Genomic DNA, 23,036 nt, shown 5'->3' with positions numbered 1-23,036 from the left:
CGGCGACAATTCGATTGGACGTGAGCATGAGTAGGACCGCCCGGGTGGAGCGGGTCACCAAGGAATCCGGCATCGTCGTCGAGCTGGATCTGGACGGCACCGGCAAGACCGAGATCGCCACCGGCGTCCCGTTCTACGACCACATGCTGACCGCACTCGGCGCGCACGCGAGCTTCGACCTGACCGTGCGGGCGGAGGGCGACACCGAGATCGAGGCGCATCACACGGTCGAGGACACCGCGATCGTGTTCGGTCAGGCGCTCGGCAAAGCGCTGGGCGACAAGGCGGGGATCCGCCGGTTCGGCGATGCCTACATCCCGATGGACGAGACGCTGGCCCACGCCGCCGTCGACGTGTCCGGCCGCCCCTACTGCGTGCACACCGGAGAGCCGGAGCACTTGGTGCACACGGTGATTCCCGGGTCCGGTCCCGGCGCGCCGTACTCCACCGTGCTCAACCGCCACGTCTTCGAGTCGATCGCGTTGAACGCGCGCATCGCGCTGCACGTGCGGGTGCTCTACGGCCGCGATCAGCACCACGTCACCGAGGCCGAATTCAAGGCGGTGGCGCGTGCGCTGCGCGCCGCGGTGGAACTCGACCCGCGGGTGAGCGGGGTCCCCTCGACGAAGGGAACGCTGTGAGCACGAAAACGGTGGCCCTGCTCGACTACGGTTCGGGCAACCTGCACTCCGCCGAGCGGGCGCTGACCAGGGCGGGCGCGCGCGTCGATGTGACCGCGGACCCGCAGGCCGTGCTCGCCGCCGACGGACTGGTCGTGCCCGGGGTCGGGGCGTTCGCCGCGTGCATGGCGGGACTGCGTGCGGTGCGGGGCGAACGCCTGATCGGTCAGCGGCTGGCCGGTGGGCGCCCGGTACTGGGCATCTGCGTCGGCATGCAGATCCTGTTCGAGCGGGGTGTGGAATTCGGCGAGCAGAGCGACGGGTGCGCCGAATGGCCCGGCACGGTCGAACGGCTGTCGGCGCCGGTGCTGCCGCACATGGGGTGGAACACCGTCTCCGCCCCGTCCGACAGCGTGCTGTTCGCGGGCCTGGACGCGCAGACTCGCTTCTACTTCGTGCACTCCTACGCCGCGCAGACCTGGGACCTGCCGCCCGGTGAGCACTTCGCCGCGCCCAAGCTGACCTGGGCCGAGCATGGGGTGCCGTTCCTGGCGGCGGTGGAGAACGGCGCGCTGTCGGCGACCCAGTTCCACCCGGAGAAATCCGGTGACGCGGGCGCCCACCTGCTGCGCAATTGGGTGAACTCGCTGTAGGGCCGGTCCCGCGCACCGCGGCGCGCGGGACCGCCGCCGCGGTCAGTGCTTGCGGACCTTGCTGACCAGCCAGCGTCCGTCGACGTTGTCCACCGTCACGGTCATCGCCATGCGGCTGGTCTGCGGCAGACCGTCGGTCTCATCGCTGGTCACCGTCCGCACCACGTCGACGTCCACCTCGGCGCGGTTGTCGTCGCCGGAGACGATGCGACAGTCGGCGGAGTTGGCCTCGGCACGGATGTGCGCGGCCTCGGCACTGGATTGGATATTGGCGCGGAAGCTCTCGAATTCGGCGCGGAACTCTCCGGTGCTGAGGTCGAGCATCCGGCGGGCGTGTTCGCCGAACCGCGCGTAGTCGTAGGTCGCCGCGGCGGAGCCGAATTCGCATCCCGCCAGGCGCGCCTCCTCGGGCGCGGCGGCGTTGGCGGCGGGTGCGGCGACGAAGGCCGCGAAGCAGGCTGCTGCCGAAAGCGACAGGGCGGCAGCGATTTCAAATCGTGACATGCACTTCCTCGGTGCGAAAGGGAAGCGGCGACCGGGGATGATCGCCGAGCGGAGACGATACCGTCCGCGCCGATCCCGCGGCGGGCGTCGCCTGCGGCACGTTGCCCGGTTGCGTCCCGCCGGTCTCGTGCCGCCGCGGTCGACGACGGGTCACGGCCGCCCGCTGTCGCGAGTCGAGTGCTCGACCGGTTGGGGCAACCGGGCGCCTCTCGCCAGCCGGGTGTTGCGACCCATGCCGACGAAACAGCCGGGAGCTCGGGGTAGACCCTGACCCGTCCATGGGGGCTCGCTCCGGATTCGCCGGTGGCCGCCAGGTTCTACGGTCGATACGAGGAGGCCGTTATGAGAAGCGTCACTGTTCCGCTGACGGTGATCACCGGTTACGCGGTGGTCGCGTGCTTCGCGTTCGGGACGACCGCCGCGGAGACACTGCTGCTGTATCCCAACATCTTTCGCGACATCCCCGAATCGCTGGAACTCACCGAGCGATTCATGAGCGTCGTCGCCGTCGGCGACGTCATGCGCCCGCTCGGCGCGGCGCTGACGCTGTGCGCGTTGGTAGCGGGCGCGGCCTCGCTGGCGTACCGGATCGGACGGCGATGGCTCGGTCTCTCCCTGGCAGCTCTGCTCAGCGGGCAGTTGCTGCTGTCGATCCTCTACCAGTGGCCGCGGGCGTCGATCCTGTTCGACGACCGGAACGCGCACACGCTCGCCGAGATCGAACGCGCGGCGACGGAATTCCAGATCGGTCAGGGCTTGCGGATCGCGGCGGCCGCGGTGACAGCGCTGTGCGCGGTGCTCGCCGCCCTGACCTGCTACCGCGCACGCGTGCTCGCCACCCGCTGATCACGGAAGGGTGCCGGTGGACCAGACCGGGGTGGTCTGCACCCGCGTCAGCCGCCAGCCGTCGGCGGTGCGGACCGCGTCGAAGCGGTAGACCTCGCCGAGGGTGTACTGCGGCTGCGGAATCGTCCCGTCGGAGGGAGCGAGTGCGAAGGTGGCGATCAAGTTGGCCCGCACGTCGGCCGCGTCGCCGCGCAGATCGATCAGCACATTGCTGATCACGTGCTGAATGCGTTTGCCGTCGCTGTGGTTGCGGCTCGCCTGGGCGATCAGCGCCTCGCGCCCCTCGGCGGTGCCGCCGGGCGTCTTCGCGGTCGCGTCCTGGGTATAGATCGCCCGCAGTTCCTCGAAGCGGCCCTCGTCCAAGGCGCGGCCGAGCCGGTCGACCAGAGCGGCGATCTGCCGGCGGTCCAGCATCTCGCGCACCTCCGGCGTGGGGGTCGCGGTGGCGGAGGCGCAGGCGGCGGTCAGGGCAGCCAAGGGGAGTGCGAGCAGGGGGAGGGCCGAGCGAATCTTGCGCATCGAAATCGCCTTCCGAACATAACGTTGGCCATTCCAACGTTGGTGTATCCAACGTAACAGATCGTGGGTGATGCCAACAAGTTTTGTTAGAGTGGCCGCATGGACATCGCGCACGAAGACGCCGCGGGACGGCTCCGGGTCCTGCCCACCAGGCTGGTCAATCAGGTCGCGCTGGTGGCGAATCGGGCGACCGAGCGGGCGCTGGAGCCCACCGGCTCCCGGCGGCACCATTACGCGCTGCTGGCCACGCTCGGTGAGTTCGGTCCGGCCAGCCAGGCGGAGCTGGGCAGGCGCACCCGTATCGACCGCAGTGACGTGGTCGCGGCGATGAACGATCTCGCCGCGCGCGGGTTGGTCGAGCGCAACCCCGACGCCGCCGACCGCCGCCGCAACATCGTCACGCTCACCACGGCGGGCGCGCGCCACCTCGACGATCTCGACGAGCGCCTGAAGGTCGCCCAGGACGAATTGCTCGCAGGCTTCTCCGAGCGGGATCGGCACAGCCTGGTCACGCTGCTGACTCGCATCCTGGACGCGCACGCGGCCGGCCCGCCCCGGTGATCGAGGTCCCATCCGCCCAGGCCCTGCACTCGGACGCGGCCGGGTAACCACTAGGCTGCTCTCGTGAGTCTTGTGCTGCTACCCGCCGTCGATGTCGCCAACGGAGAGGCTGTGCGCCTCGTGCAAGGAGAGGCCGGCAGCGAAACCAGCTACGGCTCGCCTCGCGAGGCGGCGCTGGCCTGGCAGGAAGCCGGCGCGGAATGGGTGCATCTGGTCGACCTGGACGCGGCGTTCGGGCGCGGCTCGAATCGGGAACTGCTGGCGGGCGTGGTCGGTGAACTCGACGTCAAGGTGGAACTGTCCGGCGGCATCCGCGACGACGAGAGCCTCGAGGCGGCCTTGTCCACCGGCTGCGCCCGGGTGAATCTCGGCACCGCCGCGCTGGAGGACCCGGTCTGGTGCGCGAAGGCCATCGCCCGGCACGGCGAGCGCATCGCGGTCGGTCTGGACGTACGCATCATCGACGGCGAGTACCGTCTGCGCGGCCGCGGCTGGGTCAGCGACGGCGGCGATCTGTGGGAGGTGCTCGAGCGCCTGGAGCGCGACGGCTGCTCGCGTTACGTGGTGACCGACGTGACCAAGGACGGCACGCTCACCGGCCCGAACCTGGACCTGCTGCGCGAGGTCTGCGCGGCCACCGACGCACCCGTCATCGCCTCCGGCGGCGTGTCCACCATCGCGGACCTGGTCGCGATCGCCGAACTCGTGCCGGACGGCGTCGAGGGGTCGATCGTCGGCAAGGCGCTCTACGCGGGCCGGTTCACCCTGCCCGAGGCGCTGGCCGCGGTGAGATGACCCAGGAACTGTCGAACCTGCTCGCGGCGGCGAGCGAGGTCCTGGATTCGGTGCGTTCGCGGTTCGTCGAGGGTATCGGCGCGCCGAGCGCGGTCGAGAAGGGCCGAAACGATTTCGCCACGGAACTCGACCTGGAGCTGGAGCGCACCGTCTCCGCCGAGTTGCTGCGCCGCACCGGGATCGAGGTGCACGGCGAGGAATTCGGCGGACCGCAGCTCGCCTCCGGCACCGCCTGGGTGCTCGACCCGATCGACGGCACATTCAACTACTCCTCCGGGCATCCGCTCTCGGGCATGCTGCTCGCGCTGGTCCGCGACGGGGAACCGGTGCTGGGACTGACCTGGCTGCCGCTGCTCGGCCGCCGCTACGCCGCCATGGCCGGGGGCCCTCTGCTGCTGGACGGGCAGCCGCTGCCGCCGCTGCCGCACGGGAAGCTCTCCGAGGCGATGATCGGTTTCGGCGCGTTCAACGTGGACGCGCACGGTCGCATCCCGGGACAATTCCGCTTCGACCTGCTCGGACCGCTGAGCAGGCTGTCCTCCCGGGTGCGCATGCACGGCTCGACCGGCATCGATCTGGCGTTCACCGCCTCCGGCGTGCTCGGCGGCGCGATCGTGTTCGGGCATCATCCCTGGGACAACGCGGCGGGCGTCGCCTTGGTGCGCGCGGCGGGCGGCGTGGTCACCGACCTGGTGGGCAGGCCGTGGACCATCACCTCCGGCTCCGTGCTCGCGGCCGCGCCCGGCGTGCACGAGGAACTGCTCGACATGATCTGCACGGTCGCCGATCCGGCGGCCGCGGAGGAAGGGTGAGGCAATGACGTTGGCCGTACGGGTGATCCCGTGTCTGGACGTCGACGCGGGACGGGTGGTCAAGGGCGTCAACTTCGAGAACCTGCGCGACGCGGGTGATCCCGTCGAACTGGCCGCCCTCTACGACGCGCAGGGCGCCGACGAGCTGACCTTCCTCGACGTGACCGCCTCCACCGGCGACCGCGGCACGATGATCGACGTGGTGACCCGCACCGCCGAGCAGATCTTCATCCCGCTCACCGTCGGCGGCGGGGTGCGCACGGTCGAGGACGTGGACCGCCTGCTGCGCGCGGGCGCGGACAAGGTCTCGGTGAACACCGCCGCGATCGCGCGGCCGGAGGTGCTGCGCGAGATGTCCGAGCGCTTCGGCTCCCAGTGCATCGTGCTGTCGGTGGACGCGCGCACCGTGCCGGCCGGGCAGCCGGACACGCCCTCCGGCTGGGAGGTCACCACACACGGCGGCAAACGCGGCACCGGCATCGACGCCGTCGAATGGGCGGTGCGCGGCGCCGAACTCGGCGTCGGCGAGATCCTGCTCAACTCCATGGACGCCGACGGCACCAAGGCCGGTTTCGACCTGCCGATGATCCGCGCCGTGCGGGAGGCCGTGACGGTCCCGGTGATCGCCAGCGGGGGCGCGGGGGCGGTCGAGCACTTCGCTCCGGCCGTGCACGCGGGGGCCGACGCCGTGCTCGCGGCCAGCGTGTTCCACTTCGGCGATCTCACCATCGGCCAGGTCAAGGATTCGATGCGGGCGCAGAAGATCGTCATCCGGTAGGGGTTGGCGGAATCCGCCGAGCTGGAAGGCGCTTCGCGGCGGCACGGTCGCATCGGGCATGAGGGCCGTGACCACGCCGGGGACCAGGACGGGACCCTCCGGGGCGGCGCGTGCGGCACTTCGCGGCGGGCGCGGCGGAGGTGGTCTTCTCGCAGACCGATCCGACCACCCCGGAGGACCAGCGGCGCACCTGGGAGGTGCTCGGCGAACTCCAGCGCTCCCGGGTGCGCTGACCGCGTACTCCGCGCCACGTGCGCCCCTGTTATAACGGTGCCATGAGTCTAGATCCCGCTATCGCCGCCCGTCTCAAGCGCAACGACGCCGGGCTGGTGTCGGCCGTCGCGCAGGAACGCGCCACCGGTGATGTGCTGATGGTGGCGTGGATGGACGACGAGGCGCTGGCGCGCACGCTGGAAACCCGTAAGGCGACGTACTATTCGCGCTCCCGCCGGCAGTACTGGGTCAAAGGGGAGACTTCCGGTCACACCCAACACGTGCACGAAGTGCGGCTCGACTGTGACGGTGACACGATCCTGCTGGTCGTCGATCAAGAGGGGGCGGCCTGCCACACGGGGACGCACACCTGCTTCGACTCGGACGTGCTCTTGGCCCCGCGATCTTGAACAGGCGGCGGGCTAGCCGCCGTTCGGGCGCTGGTCGTCCCTCGCCGGGGGGAGTCCGCCGAGCTGGTCGAGTTGGTCGAGCGCGTCGACGAGCCGCTCGGCCAGCAGTCCGCCCAGTTCGGCGATCTGGGCCTTCTGCCCGTCGTCCAAGCCGTCGAAGACCAGGTGCCGCACGGCCGCCAGATATCCCGGCGCGGCCTCGACCACCTTCAGGTACCCGTCGTCGGTGAGCACGGCGTGCACGCCGCGCCGTCCCGCCGTCGCCGAGCGCTGCGCCCAGCCCATCCGCTCCAGCTTGGAAACCACATGTGACAAGCGCGATAGCGATGCATTTGCCTTGTGGGCAAGCTCACTCATCTGCAGTCGGTGGCCCGGTTCCTCCGACAATAGAGTCAGTACCCAGTACTCGAAATGCGTCACGCCGGACTCGCGCTGGAGCTGGGTGTCCAGAGCTCCTGGCAGCCGCGTCATCAGCGCCACGATCGCACGCCAAGCGCGTTGTTCGACCGGGTCGAGCCACTTCGTCACTGTGTGCCTTCTTTCAAGCCAAGTGACGTGGTCTTGTTCGTTGTCCTAGTGATTGTCGAGAAGCTTGTGCACAGTCACCCGCGACAACGAGTTTGCCACGACTTCGCTCGGCCGTCACAAAGATGCCGCACGACGTGAGTTCACTCACACGCCGCTCGCGGGCGTCTCCTCGGTCTTCGGTCGGCGCGGGTGCGTGCGCCGCCACCGGCGCAGCAGCAACAGCGCTACCGCGAGCAGGAACAGCAGTGTCGCGATGACGGCGCCGGTGAGCGAGGCGCCACGGAAGGCGGGCGCGTCGACATCCAGGATCCGCTCGCCCGCGTGGGCGGCGCTGCTGTTGCCGAGCACGATGGTCAGCGTCATCAGGTTGGGCAGCGCGAACAGGATCGCGACGACCCCGGCCGCACCGGCGAGGAATCTGCCGGCCTTGCGCCGCCACACCAGCACGGCGAACAGCAGCAGGAAAAGGCTGACGGTGGTGCAGAGCCCGCCGAAGAACAGGCCCCAGCCGATGCCGTTGGCGAAACTTCCGTGCACCATCGATCCCACCCGCTGCGCCCACCAGCGCGGGATGAACGCGGACAGGATGACGTAGAGGACGACGAGGACGGCCAGCAGCACGGCTCCGCCGATGATCCGGGTGCGCCAGACCGCTGCCGTGGGTTTGCCCTCGCCGGGCTGGACCTCGGTCGAAGTCATGGGTCCAGCCTAGGCCGCACCGCCGCCCCGCAGCGGCTGCGCGGCCGCGGCGCGCCGCGGGCTACTTGGTGCGCAGGTAGTTCAGGGCTTCGTCGGCGTGCACCGCGGCGCGCAACTCGCCGGTGATGATCTTGCGAATGGTGCGGTCGGTGTCGATGACGAACGTTTGCCGCTTCACCGGAGCGAGTTTGCCGAGCAGTCCGCGCTTCACGCCGAACTTCGCGGCGACGGCGCCGTCGGCGTCGGAGAGCAACGGATAACCGAGACGCTGCTTGTCGGCGAACCCGGCCTGGGTGTCCACGTTGTCGGTGCTGATACCGACGCAGGTGGCGCCGAGTGCGGCGAACTCGGCGGCGAGGTCACGGAAGTGACAGGCCTCGGCCGTGCACACGGGCGTATTCGCCGCGGGATAGAAGAAGAGGACCAGGGGGCCGTCCGCCAGCAGCGCGTCGAGCGAGCGGGGGGTGCCGGACTGATCGGGAAGCTCGAAAGCGGGGGCGAGCTGTCCTTGCTGCATAGTCGGGAAGCCTACCGGGGCGCTCGGTCGAATCGGGTATCCCGCTCTCTCCGGCGGCGGAGGTCAGAGAAACCACGCTCCGTTGCTCGTGCCCGTCGAGGCGCCGCCTGCGCTCCGATCGCCGCGCCGGTGGCCGGGCACGAGCCGAGGGTGTGGCGGCTACGCGCCGATGAGCGCTGCCACCTCAGGGTTCTTGATCGCCATCACATCGAGGATGCCGTGGGCTCGCAGGAACGGCCGAAGCTCTTTGATGCGGTGGCTGTGGACGGCGTATTCGTCGGGAAAACGGTTCTTGTCCAGGGACTCCAGTGCTTTGACGTAGGTGACGAAGGACGCGAGCGCGTTGCTCGGAGCACCCTGCGAGTGGGCCGGATGCCCGGTGACCCCTGGGCGCGGGGCGTGTGGGCGCGGGACGCTGTGGTTCGGGATGTGCCGAGGACCCTCGGGCGCTACCGATTGCGAGGGGTACATCAGTTGTCTCCTCTCGAGATGGATACCGCATGCGACGTGGAACGCCGCGAGTGTAGTGAGCGTCGCCACACCTCCGGCGGGCGCGTGAGAACCGGACGGTCGACCTGATTTGTCGCGTTTGTCGCGTCCGGCCCCGCGTCACCGGCACCGCTCACCGGTCGATCGGTCCGGCCTGGGATGATGAGTGCATGCCAGGCGCGTCCACTCCCACCACCACGACCCGCGAACAGTTCCATCAACTGGCCGCGGAGCACCGGGTGGTCCCGGTGACCCGAAAGGTCTTGGCGGACTCCGAGACTCCGCTGTCGGCCTACCGCAAACTCGCGGCCGACCGGGCGGGCACCTTCTTGTTCGAGTCCGCGGAGAACGGCCGGTCGTGGTCGCGCTGGTCGTTCATCGGCGCGGGGAGCCCGTCGGCGCTGACCGTGGTGGACGGCGAGGCGGCCTGGCTGGGCAGCGTCCCGGCGGACGCGCCCTCCGGCGGTGATCCGCTGGTCGCGCTGCGCGAGACTCTGGAACTGCTGCGCACCGAGCGCTTGCCCGGATTGCCGCCGCTGACCGGCGGCATGGTCGGGTACCTCGGCTACGACGCGGTGCGCCGGATGGAGCGGCTGCCCAGCCTGGCGCTGGACGACTTGCGGCTGCCGGAGATGGTCCTGCTGCTTGCCACCGACCTGGCCGCGTTCGACCACCACGAGGGCGCCATCACGCTGATCGCCAACGCGGTCAACTGGAACGGCACCGCCGAGCGCGTCGACGAGGCCTACGACGACGCGGTGGCCCGGCTGGACCGGATGACCGCCGCGCTCGGCGCGCCCGCCGAATCCACTGTGTCGGTCTTCGACCAGCCCGAGCCGCGGTACCGGCGCAGGCGCACCACCGAGGAGTTCGGCGCAGGCGTGCGCCGCCTGGTCAAGGAGATCGAGGCGGGCGAGGCGTTCCAGGTGGTGCTGTCCCAGCGTTTCGAGATGGAGTACCACGGGGCGCCGATCGACCTGTACCGGATGCTGCGCGCGTCCAATCCCAGCCCGTACATGTATCTGCTGCACATCCCGGACGGCCAGGGCGGCACCGCGTTCTCCATCGTCGGCTCCAGCCCGGAATCGCTGGTCACCGTGAAAGACGGTGTGGCGACGACCCATCCGATCGCGGGCACCCGCTGGCGGGGCGGCACCGAGGAGGAGGACCTGCTGCTGGAGAAGGGCCTGCTCGCCGACGAGAAGGAGAACGCCGAGCACCTCATGCTCGTCGACCTCGGCCGCAACGACCTGGGCCGGGTGTGCGAGCCGGGCACCGTGCGGGTCACCGAGTACCGGCACATCGAGCGCTACAGCCATGTGATGCACCTGGTGTCCACGGTGTCGGGCCGGTTGGCGCCCGGCCGGATCGCGCTGGACGCGGTGCGGGCGTGCTTCCCGGCGGGCACCCTGTCCGGTGCGCCCAAGGTGCGCGCGATGGAACTGATCGAGGAACTCGAACCGACCCGGCGCGGCGTCTACGGCGGCGTCGTCGGGTACCTGGACTTCGCCGGTGATGCCGATACCGCGATCGCCATCCGCACCGCGCTGCTGAAGGACGGCACGGCCTACGTGCAGGCCGGTGCGGGCGTGGTCGCGGACTCTGATCCGGAATACGAGGACGTGGAGTCGCGCAACAAGGCGATGGCGGTGCTGAAGGCGGTCGCGGCGGCCGGAACGGTGCGGGCCTACGGCACTGAGCCGGATGCGGCGGACGGCGGACCGCTATGACAGCTGCCCATCCCGAAGACGAACCGAACCGGGCGCGAGAGTCCGCCCCGGAGACCGGCGGGCCGGAATCCGGTCCAGCCGCAGCGGATTCCGCCGCACGCACCGAGTCGCCGGACCCGGGAAGCGATTCGCGCCGGAAATACCCCGTGGCCCCGGTCGCGTTGCTTGCCGTGGCCGCCGCCGCGCTGTGGGCCTCGTCCCGGATGACCTGGGTGACCGTCACCTCTTCCGACGGCCTCACCCAGCCCCGCACCGATCATCTCGACGGCGGGGTGTGGTTCGGCGCGCTCACGCCGCTGGCGCTGGTGCTGCTCGCCTCGATCGCGGCCGTGCTGGCCACCCGGGGCTGGTTGCGCCGCGTGGTCGGCGTGCTGATCGCGTTGGTCGCGGCGGTGGCCGCGGTGCCCGCGTTCGCGCTGCTGACCGATTCCGGCAAGATCACCGAGCGGGCCGCGACACTAGCCGAGCTCCCGGCGCGCGCCCAGGTGGAGACGGCGACCACGTCGGCGTTCCCGGCCGTGCTCGCGCTGCTCGGCGCGCTCGCCGCGTTCGGCGCGGGCGCGCTGCTGGCTCGGATGCCCGCCGAGGCGGCACCGATGTCCGGCAAGTACGACAACCCGGTCTTCCGGCGCGCGGCCGCCACCGCGGAGGTGACGCAGCGGCGCGCGCAGTCCCCGGACGATGTGTCCTCGCCCCAGCTGTCCGAGCGCGTGCTGTGGGACGCGCTGGACGCGGGGACCGACCCGACCGACGAGCCCGCTGCCGGGCCGTCGGGCCCGGAGGACCCGGAGCACGGTGAGGCGGACCGACGTGGCCGCTGAGCTGTTTCCGCGCGGCGGGTGTGGCGGGTGCCACCTTGCGCGGAGCCCTTCCACATGGTTCAACCCCGGCCCCGGCGCATCCGCGCCCGGTAGGTCCATTTATTCTTTGTCAGCATCGGTGAGACAGCGCCTGGGGGGATTCTCAGGTAGCAAGTCCGTCTCCCCAGAAAGGATTCGAGCCAGATGACGGTACTCGACTCGATTCTCGACGGGGTCCGCGCGGATGTGGCCGCTCGGGAAGCCCTTCTCGACTTCCAGGCGGTCAAGGCGGCCGCCGCGGCCGCGCCCGCGCCGCTGGACGCCCGCGCGGCGCTGCTCGAGGACGGCATCGGCGTGATCGCCGAGGTCAAGCGAGCAAGTCCGTCCAAGGGCGAGCTGGCGGACATCCCGGACCCGGCGAGCCTGGCCAAGTCCTACGAGGACGGCGGCGCGCGGATCATCAGCGTGCTCACCGAGGGCCGCCGCTTCAACGGGTCGCTCGACGACCTGGACGCGGTCCGCGCCACGGTGAACATCCCGATCCTGCGCAAGGACTTCGTCGTGGGCCCCTACCAGATCCACGAGGCGCGCGCACACGGCGCGGACGTCATCCTGCTGATCGTCGCGGCACTGGAGCAGGACGTGCTGTCCTCCCTGATCGACCGCACCGAGTCGCTGGGCATGACCGCGCTGGTCGAGGTGCACACCGAGGAGGAGGCCGACCGCGCGCTGGAGGCGGGCGCGTCGGTGATCGGTGTGAACGCCCGCAACCTCAAGACGCTCGAGGTCGACCGCGACGTGTTCGCGCGGATCGCGCCCGGACTGCCCACCGAGGTGATCCGGATCGCCGAATCCGGCATCCGCGGCACCGCCGACCTGCTGGCCTACGCGGGCGCGGGCGCGGACGCCGTTCTCGTCGGCGAGGGCTTGGTGACCAGTGGCGACCCCCGCGCGGCGGTCTCGGAACTGGTGACCGCGGGCACCCACCCGTCCTGCCCGAAGCCGGCACGGCGGGGCCGGTGACCGGCGTGGCAGCGGTACCACAGGCCAGTGACGGCGTCGCCCAGCGTAGCGGCCACGAGCCCGACGTGGGCGGGCACTTCGGCGTCTACGGCGGCAGGCACGTCCCCGAGGCCCTGATGGCGGTCATCGAGGAGGTGACCGCCGAATACGAGAAGTCCCGGATCGACGAATCCTTCCTCAACGAACTGGACCGGCTGCAGCGTGACTACACCGGGCGCCCGTCGCCGGTGTTCGAGTGCACGCGCCTGGCCGAGCACGCGGGCGGCGCGCGCATCCTGCTCAAGCGCGAAGACCTGAACCACACCGGCTCGCACAAGATCAACAACGTGCTCGGCCAAGCGCTGCTCGCCAAGCGGATGGGCAAGACCAGGGTGATCGCGGAGACCGGCGCGGGCCAGCACGGCGTCGCCACGGCCACCGCCTGCGCGCTGCTCGGCCTGGACTGCGTCGTCTACATGGGTGCGGTCGACACCGCCCGCCAGGCGCTGAACGTGGCGCGCATGCGCCTGCTCGGCGCCGAGGTGATCTCGGTGACCTCCGGTTCGCAGACCCTCAAGGACGCCATCAACGAGGCGCTGCGCGACTGGGTGACCAACGCCGACGACACCTACTACTGTTTCGGCACCGCCGCGGGCCCGCACCCGTTCCCGATGCTGGTGCGCGATTTCCAGCGCATCATCGGCATGGAGGCTCGCGCCCAGGTGCAGGCCGCCACCGGCGGGCTGCCCGACGCGGTCGTCGCCTGCGTCGGCGGCGGATCCAATGCCATCGGCATCTTCCACGCGTTCCTCGACGACACCGACGTCCGGCTGATCGGCTACGAAGCGGCCGGTGACGGCGTCGACACCGGCCGGCACGCGGCCACCTTCACCGGGGGCACGCCCGGGGCGTTCCAGGGCGCCTACTCGTACCTGCTGCAGGACGAGGACGGCCAGACCATCGAGTCGCATTCCATTTCGGCGGGCCTGGACTATCCGGGTGTCGGCCCGGAGCACGCCTACCTCAAGGACGTGGGCCGCGCCGAGTACCGGCCGATCACCGACACCGAGGCGATGGACGCGCTGCTGCTGCTCAGCCGCACCGAGGGCATCATTCCGGCGATCGAGTCGGCGCACGCGGTGGCCGGCGCGCTGCAACTGGGCAAGGAACTCGGCCCCGGCGCGGTCATCCTGGTGAACCTCTCGGGCCGCGGTGACAAGGACATGGACACGGCAGCGCGGTGGTTCGGGCTGTTCGACGAGCCGAAGGAGGAGGGCCGGTGAGCCAGCAGTCCCGCTTGGCGAACACCTTCGCCGCCTGCCGCGCCGAAGGCCGCGCGGCGCTGATCGGCTACCTGCCCGCGGGCTACCCCGATCTGGCCGGTTCGATCGAGGTCGTGCGCGCCATGGTCGAAGCCGGATGCGACATCATCGAGGTCGGCGTCGCCTACTCCGATCCGGTGATGGACGGCCCGACCATCCAGGCCGCCGCCGAGCAGGCGCTGCGCGGCGGCGTGCGGGTGCGCGACGTGTTCACGGTGGTCGAGGCGATCACCGGCGTGGGCGGCAAGGCCGTCGTGATGAGCTACTGGAACCCCGTGCTCAAGTACGGCGTGGATCGCTTCGCGCGGGATCTGGCCGCTGCGGGCGGCGCGGGCATCATCACCCCGAACCTGATTCCGGAAGAGGCCGACGACTGGTTCGTCGCCTCGTCCACGCACAACCTGGACCGCATCTTCCTGGTCGCGCCGTCGTCCACCGAGGAGCGCCTGGTGAAAACGCTCGAGGCCAGCCGCGGCTTCGTCTACGCGGCATCGACCATGGGCGTGACCGGCGCGCGCGACGTGGTGTCCTCGGCCGCGCCCGCGCTGTGCGCGCGGATCCGGACGCACTCCGACATCCCGATCGGGGTCGGCCTCGGCGTCCGCTCGGGCGAGCAGGCCGCCGAGATCGCGTCCTTCGCCGATGGCGTCATCGTCGGCTCGGCGCTGGTGAGCGCGGCGGGACAGGGTCTCGATGCCGTGCGGGCACTGACGGCGGAACTCGCCGAAGGCGTGCGCTCGGCCACCGTGTCGTCCTAGGAAGGCGGTTCGGCCGGGCGGTGAAATCGGCCCGGCCCCGCCGCTGTGACACGAGACCGGCGATCCCGTCCGGCGAACCGGACGCGGACAAGCCGGTGCAGCGGATGGCGCGGTTCCTGTCGAAGGACGTGCAAGTCACGGGAGTGCGCTCGGCCGCGCTCACCGCAACCACGGGGATCTCGCGGCGCTACCGGTGGGCGGGGCTTCGCGATGGCACGCCTCACCACGACAAGGGCGGTGCGCTGCCCGCGTGGCGGCGAAGCTTCTCCGCTACGGTGACCCCGTGACGTTACGAGTCCTCGCAGACAGTGTCCTGGCCGACGGCGGCGTCAGCGGCGCCCTGCTGGCCTATATCCCCAGCCCCGCGCGGGGCGTGTGGCAGCTCGGGCCGTTCCCGCTGCGGGCCTACGCCCTGTGCATCATCCTCGGCATCGTCGTCGCGATCTGGTGGGGCGAACGGCGCTGGCGCGCACGCGGCGGGCAGCCCGGCGCGATCCTGGACGTCGCGATGTTCGCGGTGCCGTTCGGCCTGGTCGGCGGCAGGCTCTACCACGTGGCCACCGACTGGCAGAAGTACTTCGGCGCGGACGGAAATCCGGTCGACGCGCTGAAGATCTACCAAGGCGGGCTCGGCATCTGGGGCGCGGTGCTGCTCGGCGGCATCGGGGCGTGGATCGGCTGCCGGGTGTACCGGATCCCGTTGCCCGCCCTGGGCGACGCGGTCGCCCCGCCGGTCCTGCTCGCCCAGGCCATCGGCAGGCTCGGCAACTACTTCAACCAGGAACTGTACGGCCGCGAGACCGACCTGCCCTGGGGCCTGGAGATCTACCGGCGGGTGGGCGACGACGGCAGGCTCGACATGATGAACGGCGCCTCCACCGGCGTGGTCGACAAGATCGTGCATCCCACCTTCCTGTACGAACTGCTGTGGAACGTGCTCGTCGTCGTCCTGCTCGTATACGTGGACAAGCGTTTCCGGATCGGGCACGGCCGCCTGTTCGCGCTGTACGTCGCCGGCTACTGCTTCGGTCGGTTCTTCATCGAGCTGATGCGCGCCGACGAGGCGACGAAGATCGCTGGCATCCGGATCAACTCGTTCACCTCCGCGGTCGTCTTCCTGGCCGCGATCGCCTACTTCGTGTTCGCGACGAAGGGCCGCGAAACGCCCGAGCAGCTGCAACCAGCCGCGAGCCCGCGGCCGTGGCCGTGGCAGATCCGTGCCCTGCGGGCGGCCGGGACGGCGCCCGGGAAGCCCTCGCGGACCGGCGAATCCACGACCGGCGTCGACGCACCGGCGTCCGGGACCCCGGTGCTCGATGCCGAGTCCGGCGCGGCGGAACCGAACGGGCAGCAGGCGGGCGAGGCCGAGGAGTCCTCCCGTACCGCCGCGGAGAAGGCCGATTCGGGAAAGTCGGCCTCCGACAAGAACTGATCGCCCGGCGCGGCCGGGACGCCGACGGGCGCGGTTCTCGACCCGACCCAGCATCGTCGGCACAGAAGGGCCGCGGCGGCAACGTTCGGGCGACCCGCTGCGATAACTGTGCGCGGGGCCGAATGCCACGGGGGCGACAACCAGGTCGATCCCCGTGACAATGGCTCGTGATCGTCGAGGAACGGCAGTTCGGCGATCCAGGAGGACCGGGGGCCGACCAGAGGGTGCCCGCACGACCGAGGAGGATCTGAGTGACCGACCCTTACCAGCAGAATCCGGATCCCGGTGGCCCGCAGTACGGCCCGCCCGGCACCGGTCCCGATCTGACCAAGCCGCTGGACGCGCAGAGCCGGCCGCCCTACAGCGCGCCCTCGGACCCCTACGGCCAGCCGCAGTACAGCCCACCGTCGAATCCTTACGGCCAGCCCGCCGATCCGTACGGTCAACAGCCCGGGGGCTACCCGGCAGGCCCCTACCCGGTCGCGCCGCAGGGCTACAACCCCAACGATCCGGAGGCGCCCTGGGGCCGTGACCCTTTCGGTGTACCGCTGTCGGACAAGCAGAAGCTCGTCGCGGGGCTCCTGCAGATCTTCCTGGGCAGTTTCGGCGTCGGCCGCTTCTACCTCGGATACACCGGCCTGGGCGTAGCTCAGCTGGTCGTCGGCATCCTCACCTGTTTCACCGTCGGCTGGATCTGGGGCATCGTCGATGGCGTCCTGATGCTCACCGGCAAGGTGCCGGACAGCAACGGCCGCCCGCTGCGCGACTGATCTCGGCGAACCCGGGAGGCGGGAGCGGGGTGCCCGCCTTCCGGTCACAGCGCGAAGATCACCGAGCGCAACTCTTCCGCGCACCATGATCGCGATACTGTCGCTCGCGGCGGTCCGGGCGTAGCATGACCGGGATTCGCGTGCCGTGTGTGGAACTCCACGCACCGAAGAGAGGGATTCCGTGCGCCGTAGGTTGTTCGCCGCCGCCGTGCTCGCAATACTCGCCGCCACAGGGCTGACCGCGTGCGGCGGTAGCGACCCGAACGTGCTGAAGGTCGGGACCGAGGGCACCTACACCCCGTTCAGCTTCCAGGGCTCCGACGGCAAGCTCACCGGCTACGACGTCGAGGTGATCCGAGCGGTCGGCGACAAACTCGGCAAGAAGGTCGAATTCGTGCAGACGCCATGGGACGCCATCTTCGCGGGCCTGGAGTCCAAGCGCTTCGATCTGGTGGCGAATCAGGTGACCGTGAACGACGAGCGCACGGCGAAATACGCGCTGTCGGCGCCCTACACCACCTCGGCGGGCGTGATCGTCACCCGTAGCGACGACAACGCCGTCACCGGGCTTGCCGACCTCGCCGGGAAGACCTGCGCGCAGTCGGCCACCAGCAACTGGAGCAAGGTCGCCACCGACGCGGGCGCGAAGGTCGAGGCCGTGGAGGGATTCGTGCAGGCCATCCAGCTGCTGAAGAACGGCCGCGTGGACGCCACCGTCAACGACAACCTGGCCGTCGCCGAGTACACCGAGAAGACCGGTGACACCAGCGTGAAGATCGCCGCCCGGACCGGATCGGTGAGCAAGCAGGCGTTCGCGGCGCGCAAGGGCGACGCGCTGATCACCGACGTGGACAACGCGCTGAACCAGCTGCGCGCCGACGGCACGCTGGCGAAGATCTCCGAGAAGTATTTCGGGACCGACGTCAGCCAGTAGCCGACATCGTTCATGGACGCCGCCACCCGGGATCTCATCTGGCACAACCTGTGGCCGATGCTGCAGGCCACCCTCACCAAGACCCTGCCGCTCACCGCGATCAGCTTCGCCGTCGGCCTGGCGCTCGCGCTGTTCGTCGCGCTGGCCAGGATGTCGCCGGTGTGGCCGCTGTCGGCGGCGGCCCGCTGCTACATCTCGATCATTCGCGGCACACCGCTGCTGGTGCAGTTGTTCATCGTGTTCTACGCGCTGCCGCAGTTCGGCATCGTGATCGATCCGTTTCCCGCAGCGGTGATCGCGTTCAGCCTCAACGTCGGCGGCTACGCGGCCGAAGTGGTGCGGGCCGCCATCCTGAGCGTCGCGGCGGGGCAGTGGGAGGCGGCGCAGGCGCTCGGCATGTCGTATCCGTCGATGCTGCGGCTGATCATCCTGCCGCAGGCCGCGCGCATCGCCGTGCCGCCGCTGTCGAATACGCTGATCTCCCTGGTGAAGGACACCTCGCTGGCCTCGACCATCCTGGTGACCGAACTGCTGCGCGTCGCGCAGCTCGCCGCCGCGCCGACGTTCGACTTCTTCGCGCTCTACGGGGTCGCGGCGCTGTACTACTGGGTGATCTGCCTGATCCTCGGGTTCGGGCAGACCCGGCTGGAAACGAGATTGGCCGTCATGTCGCTCGATGAGTATCCGTTTGTACCTGCCACGCGGCTGTCGTTCATATTTTTCACCAAGGTTTCACCATGGCCACGGCAGGACCTGCCCACCGAGCGGGACTAGGCTCTACTCGTGATGCGACGGACGAAGATTGTGTGCACGCTCGGCCCGGCCACTGCCACCGAGGACCGTATCCGCGAACTCGTCGAGAGCGGCATGGACGTGGCTCGGCTGAACTTCAGCCACGGCGAGCACAGCGACCATGCCGAGAACTACAAGAAGGTGCGTCAGGCAGCCGACCACCTCGGCCGGGCGGTCGGCATTCTCGCCGACCTGCAGGGTCCCAAGATCCGCCTGGGGCGCTTCCTGGAAGGCAGAACCGTCTGGGCGACGGGCGAAGAGGTCCGCATCACCGTCGACGACGTCGACGGGACCCACGACCGCGTGTCCACCACCTACAAGGAGCTGGCACAGGACGCCAAGGCCGGCGACCGCCTGCTGGTCGACGACGGCAAGGTGGGCCTCATCGTCACTCGCGTCGACGGTAACGACGTGGTCTGCCGGGTCACCGAAGGCGGCCCGGTCTCCAACAACAAAGGCGTCTCGCTGCCGGGCATGGACGTGTCGGTGCCCGCGCTGTCGGAGAAGGACATCGAGGACCTGGAATTCGCGCTGAAGCTCGGGGTGGATTTCATCGCGCTGTCGTTCGTGCGGTCCCCGTCCGACGTCGAGCTGGTGCACGACGTGATGGACCGGGTGGGCCGCCGGGTGCCGGTGATCGGCAAGCTGGAGAAGCCGGAGGCGATCGACAACCTGGAGGCCGTGGTGCTGGCCTTCGACGCGGTGATGGTCGCGCGCGGCGACCTCGGTGTCGAACTGCCGCTCGAGCAGGTGCCGATCGTGCAGAAGCGCGCCATCCAGATGGCCCGGGAGAACGCCAAGCCCGTCATCGTCGCCACGCAGATGCTGGAATCGATGATCGAGAATTCCCGCCCCACCCGCGCCGAGGCATCGGACGTGGCGAACGCGGTGCTCGACGGCGCCGACGCGGTGATGCTGTCGGGCGAAACCTCGGTGGGGAAGTACCCGATCGAGACGGTGCGCACGATGGCGCGCATCGTGCACGCGGTGGAGACGGAATCGACCAGGGTGCCGCCGCTGACCCACGTGCCGCGCACCAAGCGCGGTGTGATCTCCTACGCCGCCCGCGACATCGGCGAGCGGCTCAACGCCAAGGCGCTGGTCGCGTTCACCCAGTCGGGCGACACGGTGCGCCGCCTGGCCCGGCTGCACACTCCGCTGCCGCTGCTGGCGTTCACGCCGCTGCCGGAGGTGCGCAGTCAGCTGGCGCTGACCTGGGGCACCGAGACCTTCATCGTGCCGACGGTCGACAGCACCGACGCCATGATCCACCAGGTGGATGTAGCACTTCTGTCGATGGACCGATACCAGAAGGGTGACCTGGTGGTCATCGTCGCCGGGTCGCCGCCCGGTACCGTCGGTTCCACCAACCTGATCCACGTTCACCGAATCGGTGAGGAGGACCACTAGTGAGTGCTTCCCTGAGCAGCCCCGTCGACATCGCGAATGCGCCCGCGCCGCGCTCCGACCTGGATGTGCTGCTGGGCCTGCTCGATCTCGAGCAGATAGACGAGGACGTGTTCGTCGGACAGCACCCGGAGAAGGTGTGGAGCCGGACCTTCGGCGGTCAGCTCGTCTCGCAGGCCATCATCGCGGCGGGCCGGACGGTCGGTGACCGTCCGGTGCACGCCATCAACGCGCATTTCGTGCGCGGCGGCGATGTGAAGAAGCCGATCGAGTACCGAGTGGACCGGCATCGCGACGGTCGCGCGTTCGCCAACCGCACGGTGACCGCCAGCCAGGACGGCCAGGAGCTGTTCGTGATGCTCGCCGCGTTCCAGGATTGGGGCACGGGGCTCGAGCACGCGCACGCCCAGCCGGACGTACCGGATCCGGAGACGCTGCCGCGGGTGGAGGAGAGCTTCGAAGGCTTGGAGGACAAGCTGGAGATGTTCGTCAAGGCGCCGCATCCGATCGACATGCGCTACACAAACGATCCGGCCTGGATTCTCAAGGGCACCGGGGAGCGGCTCAACCACAACCGCGTGTGGATGCGCGCGGACGGCAGGTTGCCCGACGACCCGCTGATCCATGTGGCGACGCTGGGCTATTCGTCCGACACCACGGTGCTGGACTCGATCATCACCACCCACGGGCTGTCGTGGGGTCTGGACCGCATCGTCGCGGCTACGGTCAACCATTCGATCTGGTTCCACCGCCCGTTCCGTTTCGACGAGTGGGCGCTGTACTGCACCGAGTCACCGGTGGCCGCGGGCTCCCGTGGCCTGGCGACCGGCCGCTTCTACTCCCGCAGCGGCGATCTGCTGGCCACCACGGTGCAAGAGGGGCTCATTCGCCACTTCCCGCCGCGGCGTTAGCACTACAGCAGTTCGCGGTCGCGATCGATGTCCAGATCGACGTCGGTGCGTTGCGACGCGCGGATCGAGACCGGAATCCCGCCTCCCGGCTCGGTCCGCGCCAGTCCCGAAACAGCGTGCAGCAGTTGATGTTCCAGTGCGGCCATGTGGGCGTCGGTCAGCTGATCCGGTGCGCCGACCAAACTGAGCGCGATTTCGTAGGTGCCGCGGTCGCCCGGAATTCCGCCGGGCGGGTCCGCGAGGCCGCTGCTCTCGAGCGCCACGTGGGCCGGGTCGTCGGAGTCGACCGGCAAGGTGAAGCGCCAGGCGAATACGTCGCGGTCGGCGAGGTGATCGTCGACCACCTCGCGCACGGTATCGACGACGCGTTCGAGTATTTCCGATGTCACATAAACATGGAGCGAAACATCCGAAATGCGTTTCGGCATGTCTGATTCCTGTCCTGTGTCGACGCAGCAACGGCGGAGAATGGTGTCCGGCGGGAGTTTAGTGCGTCGGGGACGGAAATGGACACAGCCGCGTGGTAACAGGTTGATACGCGGTGTATCCGGGCGCGATGCCCGGTGCGGTCGCCGCTGGGGCGGTCACCGGGTGCGCTGGGCGGCGAGGAAGGTCGCCAGCGGCGCCGGCGCGCCGCCGGGGCGAATCACAAGTCCCCGGCGCTCATCGTGTGGCCAGCGCGGCTGCTCGTGCGGGGCGAGCGCCAGCAGCAGCGGCACGAGCGCTTCGGCGATGCGATCGCCGACCTCGCAGAACGCCTGGGCGGACAGCCCCACCGGGTCGGCGATGTTCTCCCGGCCGACCAGCGACAGGTCGTTGCGCGCCCGGTGCAGTTCGGCGACCGTCCTCGCGCCGGTGACGTGCGCGATGCGTTGGGCCTCCAGCAGCGTGAAGGTGCGCGCGCCCGCGCCGAAGGCCGAGTCGACCACGTGCTCGCGAATCTGCTCGGTCATCGTGAGGACCAGGTCGGCCTTATCGATCATCTCCGGCTTCAGGCGACGGGCCCGGAAATTGCTCGCGTCCGCGCCGAGCCCGGTGATGGTCTGCGCGGCGAGCGGCTCGACCGGAAATCCCACCAAGGCACGTGTTCCGGCGCTTTCGGCGGTGAGATAGGGGAGATCGTGTTCGACCGCGAGGGCGCGCGTGAGCCGCTCGGCGATCACCGACCGGCAAACATTGCCGTTGCAGACGAACAGGACGTGCATACAGAACACGATAAACGGCAGGGAGGCTATCAGACGGTCCCAATTCGCTGGTCCCACATGTGGGAACAGCATATTCATCTGCTCGTAGCGCGCCGTACACGAAGTGCGCCGATTTCGGCCACCGGCCTGCGACGTGCGTCACTTCGAAGAGCAGTGCGGTCTTGTGTATCCGAGAACTCACGCACTCAGACGCTGCTTTGTGATTGCTTTGTGATATGACGGCGCGCGCGGGCTACTCGGATTCGCCGCTGTAGTAGACGGATTCGGGCACGACCGGTTCGACCTCGGACGGTCTGCCGTCGACTCGGCCGCGGGTGGAGAACCGGTGACCACGTGAGGCGACGACGGGCGCGAACCGCGCCAATCCCGTCGCCGGGTCCATGTCGTCGTACATCGCGTCGATGCCGCCGCGGGCGAAGTAGGCCTCGTGCCAGAACCCGGTGCCCCCGGAGTCGCGCAGGAACTTCTGCCACCAGTCCCGGTGTGGCGCCGTCCGGGTCCACGCTTCGAGGCTGTCCAGATCGCGCCAGTACTGCCGCGCGCCCCAGTGCGGCGGGAACAGCGCCCACACGACGTCTTCGTGCAGCAACAACCCGTCCGGCCGATCCTTGTGTGAGCGATAGAGTTTGGGCCCCAGCCCGAGCAGCCGCAGCATCCCCCTCGGCCGCCGCACCCGCATGCCGATGTAGATGACCACCAGGTCCGGATACCCGGATAGATCCACAGTGGTCCTGTTCACTCGCATCGCATACCTCGCTGCCCGGCCGCCGACGCCGCCACATGGACAACGATGCACCAACCGAACCGGTTCGAATAGGAAAACGCCGATCATCCGAAACCACGCCTCGCGTCCTCGGGTATCCGCTGCTGGACAGTCCGCGGTTCGCGGCGCTGTGACCGCGCCCGAGGGAAATCTATGAACAGAACTCGCCATTGCCGGCACGAGCGACAGCCCCGAATCGGCCCGGCGAGAGAGCAAGATGAACCGGGTGGCGTCCTCGAGTCCCACTACGACAATGCCGCAGCGCC

At 69.5% G+C, this 23,036-nt stretch carries 30 protein-coding genes; 21 read left to right on the top strand and 9 right to left on the bottom strand.

Going from position 1 to position 23,036, the window contains the following annotated elements:
• Window positions 1-26: 26 nt before the first annotated feature.
• Window positions 27-641, top strand: coding sequence for an imidazoleglycerol-phosphate dehydratase HisB (gene hisB, locus NA8_RS12485; RefSeq protein ID WP_040866019.1), 615 nt, complete (start codon window positions 27-29; stop codon window positions 639-641).
• Window positions 638-1,273, top strand: a complete 636-nt coding sequence (hisH, locus tag NA8_RS12480; protein ID WP_063050540.1) for an imidazole glycerol phosphate synthase subunit HisH — start codon at window positions 638-640, stop codon at window positions 1,271-1,273. Before hisB ends, hisH begins: the two co-directional genes overlap by 4 nt.
• 42 nt (window positions 1,274-1,315) lie before the next feature.
• Here hisH and NA8_RS12475 read toward each other — a convergent pair whose 3' ends face one another.
• Complete coding sequence (locus tag NA8_RS12475) at window positions 1,316-1,777, bottom strand: Rv1363c family protein (protein WP_063050539.1); 462 nt, start codon at window positions 1,775-1,777, stop codon at window positions 1,316-1,318.
• Window positions 1,778-2,119: 342 nt separating this feature from the next.
• On the opposite strand from NA8_RS12475, the gene NA8_RS12470 reads away from it, so the two are divergent.
• Window positions 2,120-2,623, top strand: coding sequence for a hypothetical protein (locus NA8_RS12470; protein ID WP_063050538.1), 504 nt, complete (start codon window positions 2,120-2,122; stop codon window positions 2,621-2,623).
• On the opposite strand, the gene NA8_RS12465 is transcribed toward NA8_RS12470, so the two are convergent.
• Window positions 2,624-3,142, bottom strand: a complete 519-nt coding sequence (locus NA8_RS12465; RefSeq protein ID WP_063050537.1) for a nuclear transport factor 2 family protein — start codon at window positions 3,140-3,142, stop codon at window positions 2,624-2,626. It abuts the gene before it with no gap.
• Between the two features lie 99 nt (window positions 3,143-3,241).
• On the opposite strand from NA8_RS12465, the gene NA8_RS12460 reads away from it, so the two are divergent.
• The 6 genes from NA8_RS12460 to hisI all read left to right on the top strand — a co-directional run bounded on the left by NA8_RS12460 (window position 3,242) and on the right by hisI (window position 6,711).
• Window positions 3,242-3,703, top strand: a complete 462-nt coding sequence (locus NA8_RS12460; protein WP_063050536.1) for a MarR family winged helix-turn-helix transcriptional regulator — start codon at window positions 3,242-3,244, stop codon at window positions 3,701-3,703.
• 63 nt (window positions 3,704-3,766) lie between these two features.
• Window positions 3,767-4,498, top strand: coding sequence for a bifunctional 1-(5-phosphoribosyl)-5-((5-phosphoribosylamino)methylideneamino)imidazole-4-carboxamide isomerase/phosphoribosylanthranilate isomerase PriA (gene priA, locus NA8_RS12455; protein ID WP_062970890.1), 732 nt, complete (start codon window positions 3,767-3,769; stop codon window positions 4,496-4,498).
• On the top strand, window positions 4,495-5,310 hold the full coding sequence (locus NA8_RS12450) for an inositol monophosphatase family protein (protein WP_063050535.1): 816 nt from the start codon (window positions 4,495-4,497) through the stop codon (window positions 5,308-5,310). Before priA ends, NA8_RS12450 begins: the two co-directional genes overlap by 4 nt.
• Before the next feature lie 4 nt (window positions 5,311-5,314).
• The gene (gene hisF, locus NA8_RS12445) at window positions 5,315-6,088 is read left to right on the top strand and encodes an imidazole glycerol phosphate synthase subunit HisF (RefSeq protein WP_063050534.1); all 774 of its coding nucleotides are present in this window, start codon (window positions 5,315-5,317) and stop codon (window positions 6,086-6,088) included.
• Between the two features lie 110 nt (window positions 6,089-6,198).
• A complete protein-coding gene (locus tag NA8_RS35520; RefSeq protein WP_281199015.1) occupies window positions 6,199-6,321 on the top strand; it encodes a hypothetical protein in 123 nt (40 codons plus the stop codon).
• A gap of 42 nt (window positions 6,322-6,363) precedes the next feature.
• The gene (gene hisI / locus NA8_RS12440; protein WP_063050533.1) at window positions 6,364-6,711 is read left to right on the top strand and encodes a phosphoribosyl-AMP cyclohydrolase; all 348 of its coding nucleotides are present in this window, start codon (window positions 6,364-6,366) and stop codon (window positions 6,709-6,711) included.
• Window positions 6,712-6,723: 12 nt separating this feature from the next.
• On the opposite strand, the gene NA8_RS12435 is transcribed toward hisI, so the two are convergent.
• The 4 genes from NA8_RS12435 to NA8_RS12420 form a co-directional block, all read right to left on the bottom strand.
• Window positions 6,724-7,182, bottom strand: coding sequence for a MarR family winged helix-turn-helix transcriptional regulator (locus tag NA8_RS12435; RefSeq protein WP_084466743.1), 459 nt, complete (start codon window positions 7,180-7,182; stop codon window positions 6,724-6,726).
• A gap of 201 nt (window positions 7,183-7,383) precedes the next feature.
• Complete coding sequence (locus NA8_RS12430; RefSeq protein WP_063050531.1) at window positions 7,384-7,938, bottom strand: hypothetical protein; 555 nt, start codon at window positions 7,936-7,938, stop codon at window positions 7,384-7,386.
• A 61-nt stretch (window positions 7,939-7,999) separates the two neighbouring features.
• Window positions 8,000-8,455: a peroxiredoxin gene (locus NA8_RS12425; protein ID WP_063050530.1), complete on the bottom strand. Its 456-nt coding sequence runs from the start codon at window positions 8,453-8,455 to the stop codon at window positions 8,000-8,002.
• 159 nt (window positions 8,456-8,614) lie between these two features.
• Window positions 8,615-8,926, bottom strand: a complete 312-nt coding sequence (locus tag NA8_RS12420; RefSeq protein WP_063050529.1) for a hypothetical protein — start codon at window positions 8,924-8,926, stop codon at window positions 8,615-8,617.
• Window positions 8,927-9,114: 188 nt separating this feature from the next.
• Here NA8_RS12420 and NA8_RS12415 point away from each other — a divergent pair, with 188 nt between their 5' ends.
• From NA8_RS12415 to NA8_RS12360, 12 genes are all read left to right on the top strand, one after another.
• Window positions 9,115-10,674, top strand: coding sequence for an anthranilate synthase component I (locus NA8_RS12415; RefSeq protein ID WP_063050528.1), 1,560 nt, complete (start codon window positions 9,115-9,117; stop codon window positions 10,672-10,674).
• The gene (locus NA8_RS12410; RefSeq protein ID WP_084466731.1) at window positions 10,671-11,495 is read left to right on the top strand and encodes a TIGR02234 family membrane protein; all 825 of its coding nucleotides are present in this window, start codon (window positions 10,671-10,673) and stop codon (window positions 11,493-11,495) included. Before NA8_RS12415 ends, NA8_RS12410 begins: the two co-directional genes overlap by 4 nt.
• 183 nt (window positions 11,496-11,678) lie before the next feature.
• The gene (gene trpC / locus NA8_RS12405; RefSeq protein WP_062970871.1) at window positions 11,679-12,497 is read left to right on the top strand and encodes an indole-3-glycerol phosphate synthase TrpC; all 819 of its coding nucleotides are present in this window, start codon (window positions 11,679-11,681) and stop codon (window positions 12,495-12,497) included.
• Window positions 12,494-13,759, top strand: coding sequence for a tryptophan synthase subunit beta (trpB, locus tag NA8_RS12400; protein WP_063050527.1), 1,266 nt, complete (start codon window positions 12,494-12,496; stop codon window positions 13,757-13,759). The genes trpC and trpB overlap by 4 nt, the downstream gene beginning before the upstream one ends.
• Window positions 13,756-14,556: a tryptophan synthase subunit alpha gene (gene trpA / locus NA8_RS12395; RefSeq protein ID WP_063050526.1), complete on the top strand. Its 801-nt coding sequence runs from the start codon at window positions 13,756-13,758 to the stop codon at window positions 14,554-14,556. Before trpB ends, trpA begins: the two co-directional genes overlap by 4 nt.
• A 20-nt stretch (window positions 14,557-14,576) precedes the next feature.
• Window positions 14,577-14,843, top strand: a complete 267-nt coding sequence (locus tag NA8_RS12390) for a hypothetical protein (protein ID WP_063050525.1) — start codon at window positions 14,577-14,579, stop codon at window positions 14,841-14,843.
• Window positions 14,840-15,988, top strand: coding sequence for a prolipoprotein diacylglyceryl transferase (lgt, locus tag NA8_RS12385; RefSeq protein WP_245663795.1), 1,149 nt, complete (start codon window positions 14,840-14,842; stop codon window positions 15,986-15,988). The genes NA8_RS12390 and lgt overlap by 4 nt, the downstream gene beginning before the upstream one ends.
• Before the next feature lie 251 nt (window positions 15,989-16,239).
• The gene (locus NA8_RS12380) at window positions 16,240-16,758 is read left to right on the top strand and encodes a TM2 domain-containing protein (RefSeq protein WP_063050524.1); all 519 of its coding nucleotides are present in this window, start codon (window positions 16,240-16,242) and stop codon (window positions 16,756-16,758) included.
• A gap of 181 nt (window positions 16,759-16,939) precedes the next feature.
• On the top strand, window positions 16,940-17,692 hold the full coding sequence (locus NA8_RS12375; RefSeq protein ID WP_063050523.1) for an amino acid ABC transporter substrate-binding protein: 753 nt from the start codon (window positions 16,940-16,942) through the stop codon (window positions 17,690-17,692).
• A gap of 12 nt (window positions 17,693-17,704) precedes the next feature.
• Entirely contained in the window at window positions 17,705-18,466 is a 762-nt protein-coding gene (locus NA8_RS12370) for an amino acid ABC transporter permease (protein ID WP_281199014.1), read from the top strand.
• Window positions 18,467-18,475: 9 nt separating this feature from the next.
• Window positions 18,476-19,894 (top strand): pyruvate kinase, encoded by a 1,419-nt coding sequence (gene pyk / locus NA8_RS12365; RefSeq protein ID WP_174550072.1) that lies wholly within the window; start codon window positions 18,476-18,478, stop codon window positions 19,892-19,894.
• Window positions 19,894-20,802 (top strand): acyl-CoA thioesterase, encoded by a 909-nt coding sequence (locus NA8_RS12360; protein ID WP_174550071.1) that lies wholly within the window; start codon window positions 19,894-19,896, stop codon window positions 20,800-20,802. The genes pyk and NA8_RS12360 overlap by 1 nt, the downstream gene beginning before the upstream one ends.
• 2 nt (window positions 20,803-20,804) lie before the next feature.
• On the opposite strand, the gene NA8_RS12355 is transcribed toward NA8_RS12360, so the two are convergent.
• The 3 genes from NA8_RS12355 to NA8_RS12345 all read right to left on the bottom strand — a co-directional run bounded on the left by NA8_RS12355 (window position 20,805) and on the right by NA8_RS12345 (window position 22,752).
• On the bottom strand, window positions 20,805-21,191 hold the full coding sequence (locus NA8_RS12355) for a hypothetical protein (protein ID WP_245663794.1): 387 nt from the start codon (window positions 21,189-21,191) through the stop codon (window positions 20,805-20,807).
• Between the two features lie 195 nt (window positions 21,192-21,386).
• On the bottom strand, window positions 21,387-22,007 hold the full coding sequence (locus tag NA8_RS12350; protein ID WP_063050521.1) for an arsenate reductase/protein-tyrosine-phosphatase family protein: 621 nt from the start codon (window positions 22,005-22,007) through the stop codon (window positions 21,387-21,389).
• Between the two features lie 232 nt (window positions 22,008-22,239).
• Complete coding sequence (locus NA8_RS12345; RefSeq protein WP_063050520.1) at window positions 22,240-22,752, bottom strand: monooxygenase family protein; 513 nt, start codon at window positions 22,750-22,752, stop codon at window positions 22,240-22,242.
• Window positions 22,753-23,036: the final 284 nt, after the last annotated feature.

Source organism: Nocardia arthritidis NBRC 100137, from assembly GCF_001612765.1.
Taxonomy (GTDB): Bacteria; Actinomycetota; Actinomycetes; order Mycobacteriales; family Mycobacteriaceae; genus Nocardia; species Nocardia arthritidis.
The sequence above is the reverse complement of the archived record's forward strand: the minus strand, read 5'-3'. Positions and strand labels throughout refer to the sequence as shown.

Coding starts and splice junctions, on each gene's coding strand:
- hisB (WP_040866019.1), top strand. CDS start 27: ATGAGTAGGACCGCCCGGGTGGAGCGGGTCACCAAGGAATCCGGCATC.
- NA8_RS12475 (WP_063050539.1), bottom strand. CDS start 1,777: ATGTCACGATTTGAAATCGCTGCCGCCCTGTCGCTTTCGGCAGCAGCC.
- NA8_RS12470 (WP_063050538.1), top strand. CDS start 2,120: ATGAGAAGCGTCACTGTTCCGCTGACGGTGATCACCGGTTACGCGGTG.
- NA8_RS12465 (WP_063050537.1), bottom strand. CDS start 3,142: ATGCGCAAGATTCGCTCGGCCCTCCCCCTGCTCGCACTCCCCTTGGCT.
- NA8_RS12460 (WP_063050536.1), top strand. CDS start 3,242: ATGGACATCGCGCACGAAGACGCCGCGGGACGGCTCCGGGTCCTGCCC.
- NA8_RS12450 (WP_063050535.1), top strand. CDS start 4,495: ATGACCCAGGAACTGTCGAACCTGCTCGCGGCGGCGAGCGAGGTCCTG.
- hisF (WP_063050534.1), top strand. CDS start 5,315: ATGACGTTGGCCGTACGGGTGATCCCGTGTCTGGACGTCGACGCGGGA.
- hisI (WP_063050533.1), top strand. CDS start 6,364: ATGAGTCTAGATCCCGCTATCGCCGCCCGTCTCAAGCGCAACGACGCC.
- NA8_RS12435 (WP_084466743.1), bottom strand. CDS start 7,182: ATGACGCGGCTGCCAGGAGCTCTGGACACCCAGCTCCAGCGCGAGTCC.
- NA8_RS12430 (WP_063050531.1), bottom strand. CDS start 7,938: ATGACTTCGACCGAGGTCCAGCCCGGCGAGGGCAAACCCACGGCAGCG.
- NA8_RS12425 (WP_063050530.1), bottom strand. CDS start 8,455: ATGCAGCAAGGACAGCTCGCCCCCGCTTTCGAGCTTCCCGATCAGTCC.
- NA8_RS12420 (WP_063050529.1), bottom strand. CDS start 8,926: ATGTACCCCTCGCAATCGGTAGCGCCCGAGGGTCCTCGGCACATCCCG.
- NA8_RS12415 (WP_063050528.1), top strand. CDS start 9,115: ATGCCAGGCGCGTCCACTCCCACCACCACGACCCGCGAACAGTTCCAT.
- NA8_RS12410 (WP_084466731.1), top strand. CDS start 10,671: ATGACAGCTGCCCATCCCGAAGACGAACCGAACCGGGCGCGAGAGTCC.
- trpC (WP_062970871.1), top strand. CDS start 11,679: ATGACGGTACTCGACTCGATTCTCGACGGGGTCCGCGCGGATGTGGCC.
- NA8_RS12370 (WP_281199014.1), top strand. CDS start 17,705: ATGGACGCCGCCACCCGGGATCTCATCTGGCACAACCTGTGGCCGATG.
- NA8_RS12350 (WP_063050521.1), bottom strand. CDS start 22,007: ATGCACGTCCTGTTCGTCTGCAACGGCAATGTTTGCCGGTCGGTGATC.
- NA8_RS12345 (WP_063050520.1), bottom strand. CDS start 22,752: ATGCGAGTGAACAGGACCACTGTGGATCTATCCGGGTATCCGGACCTG.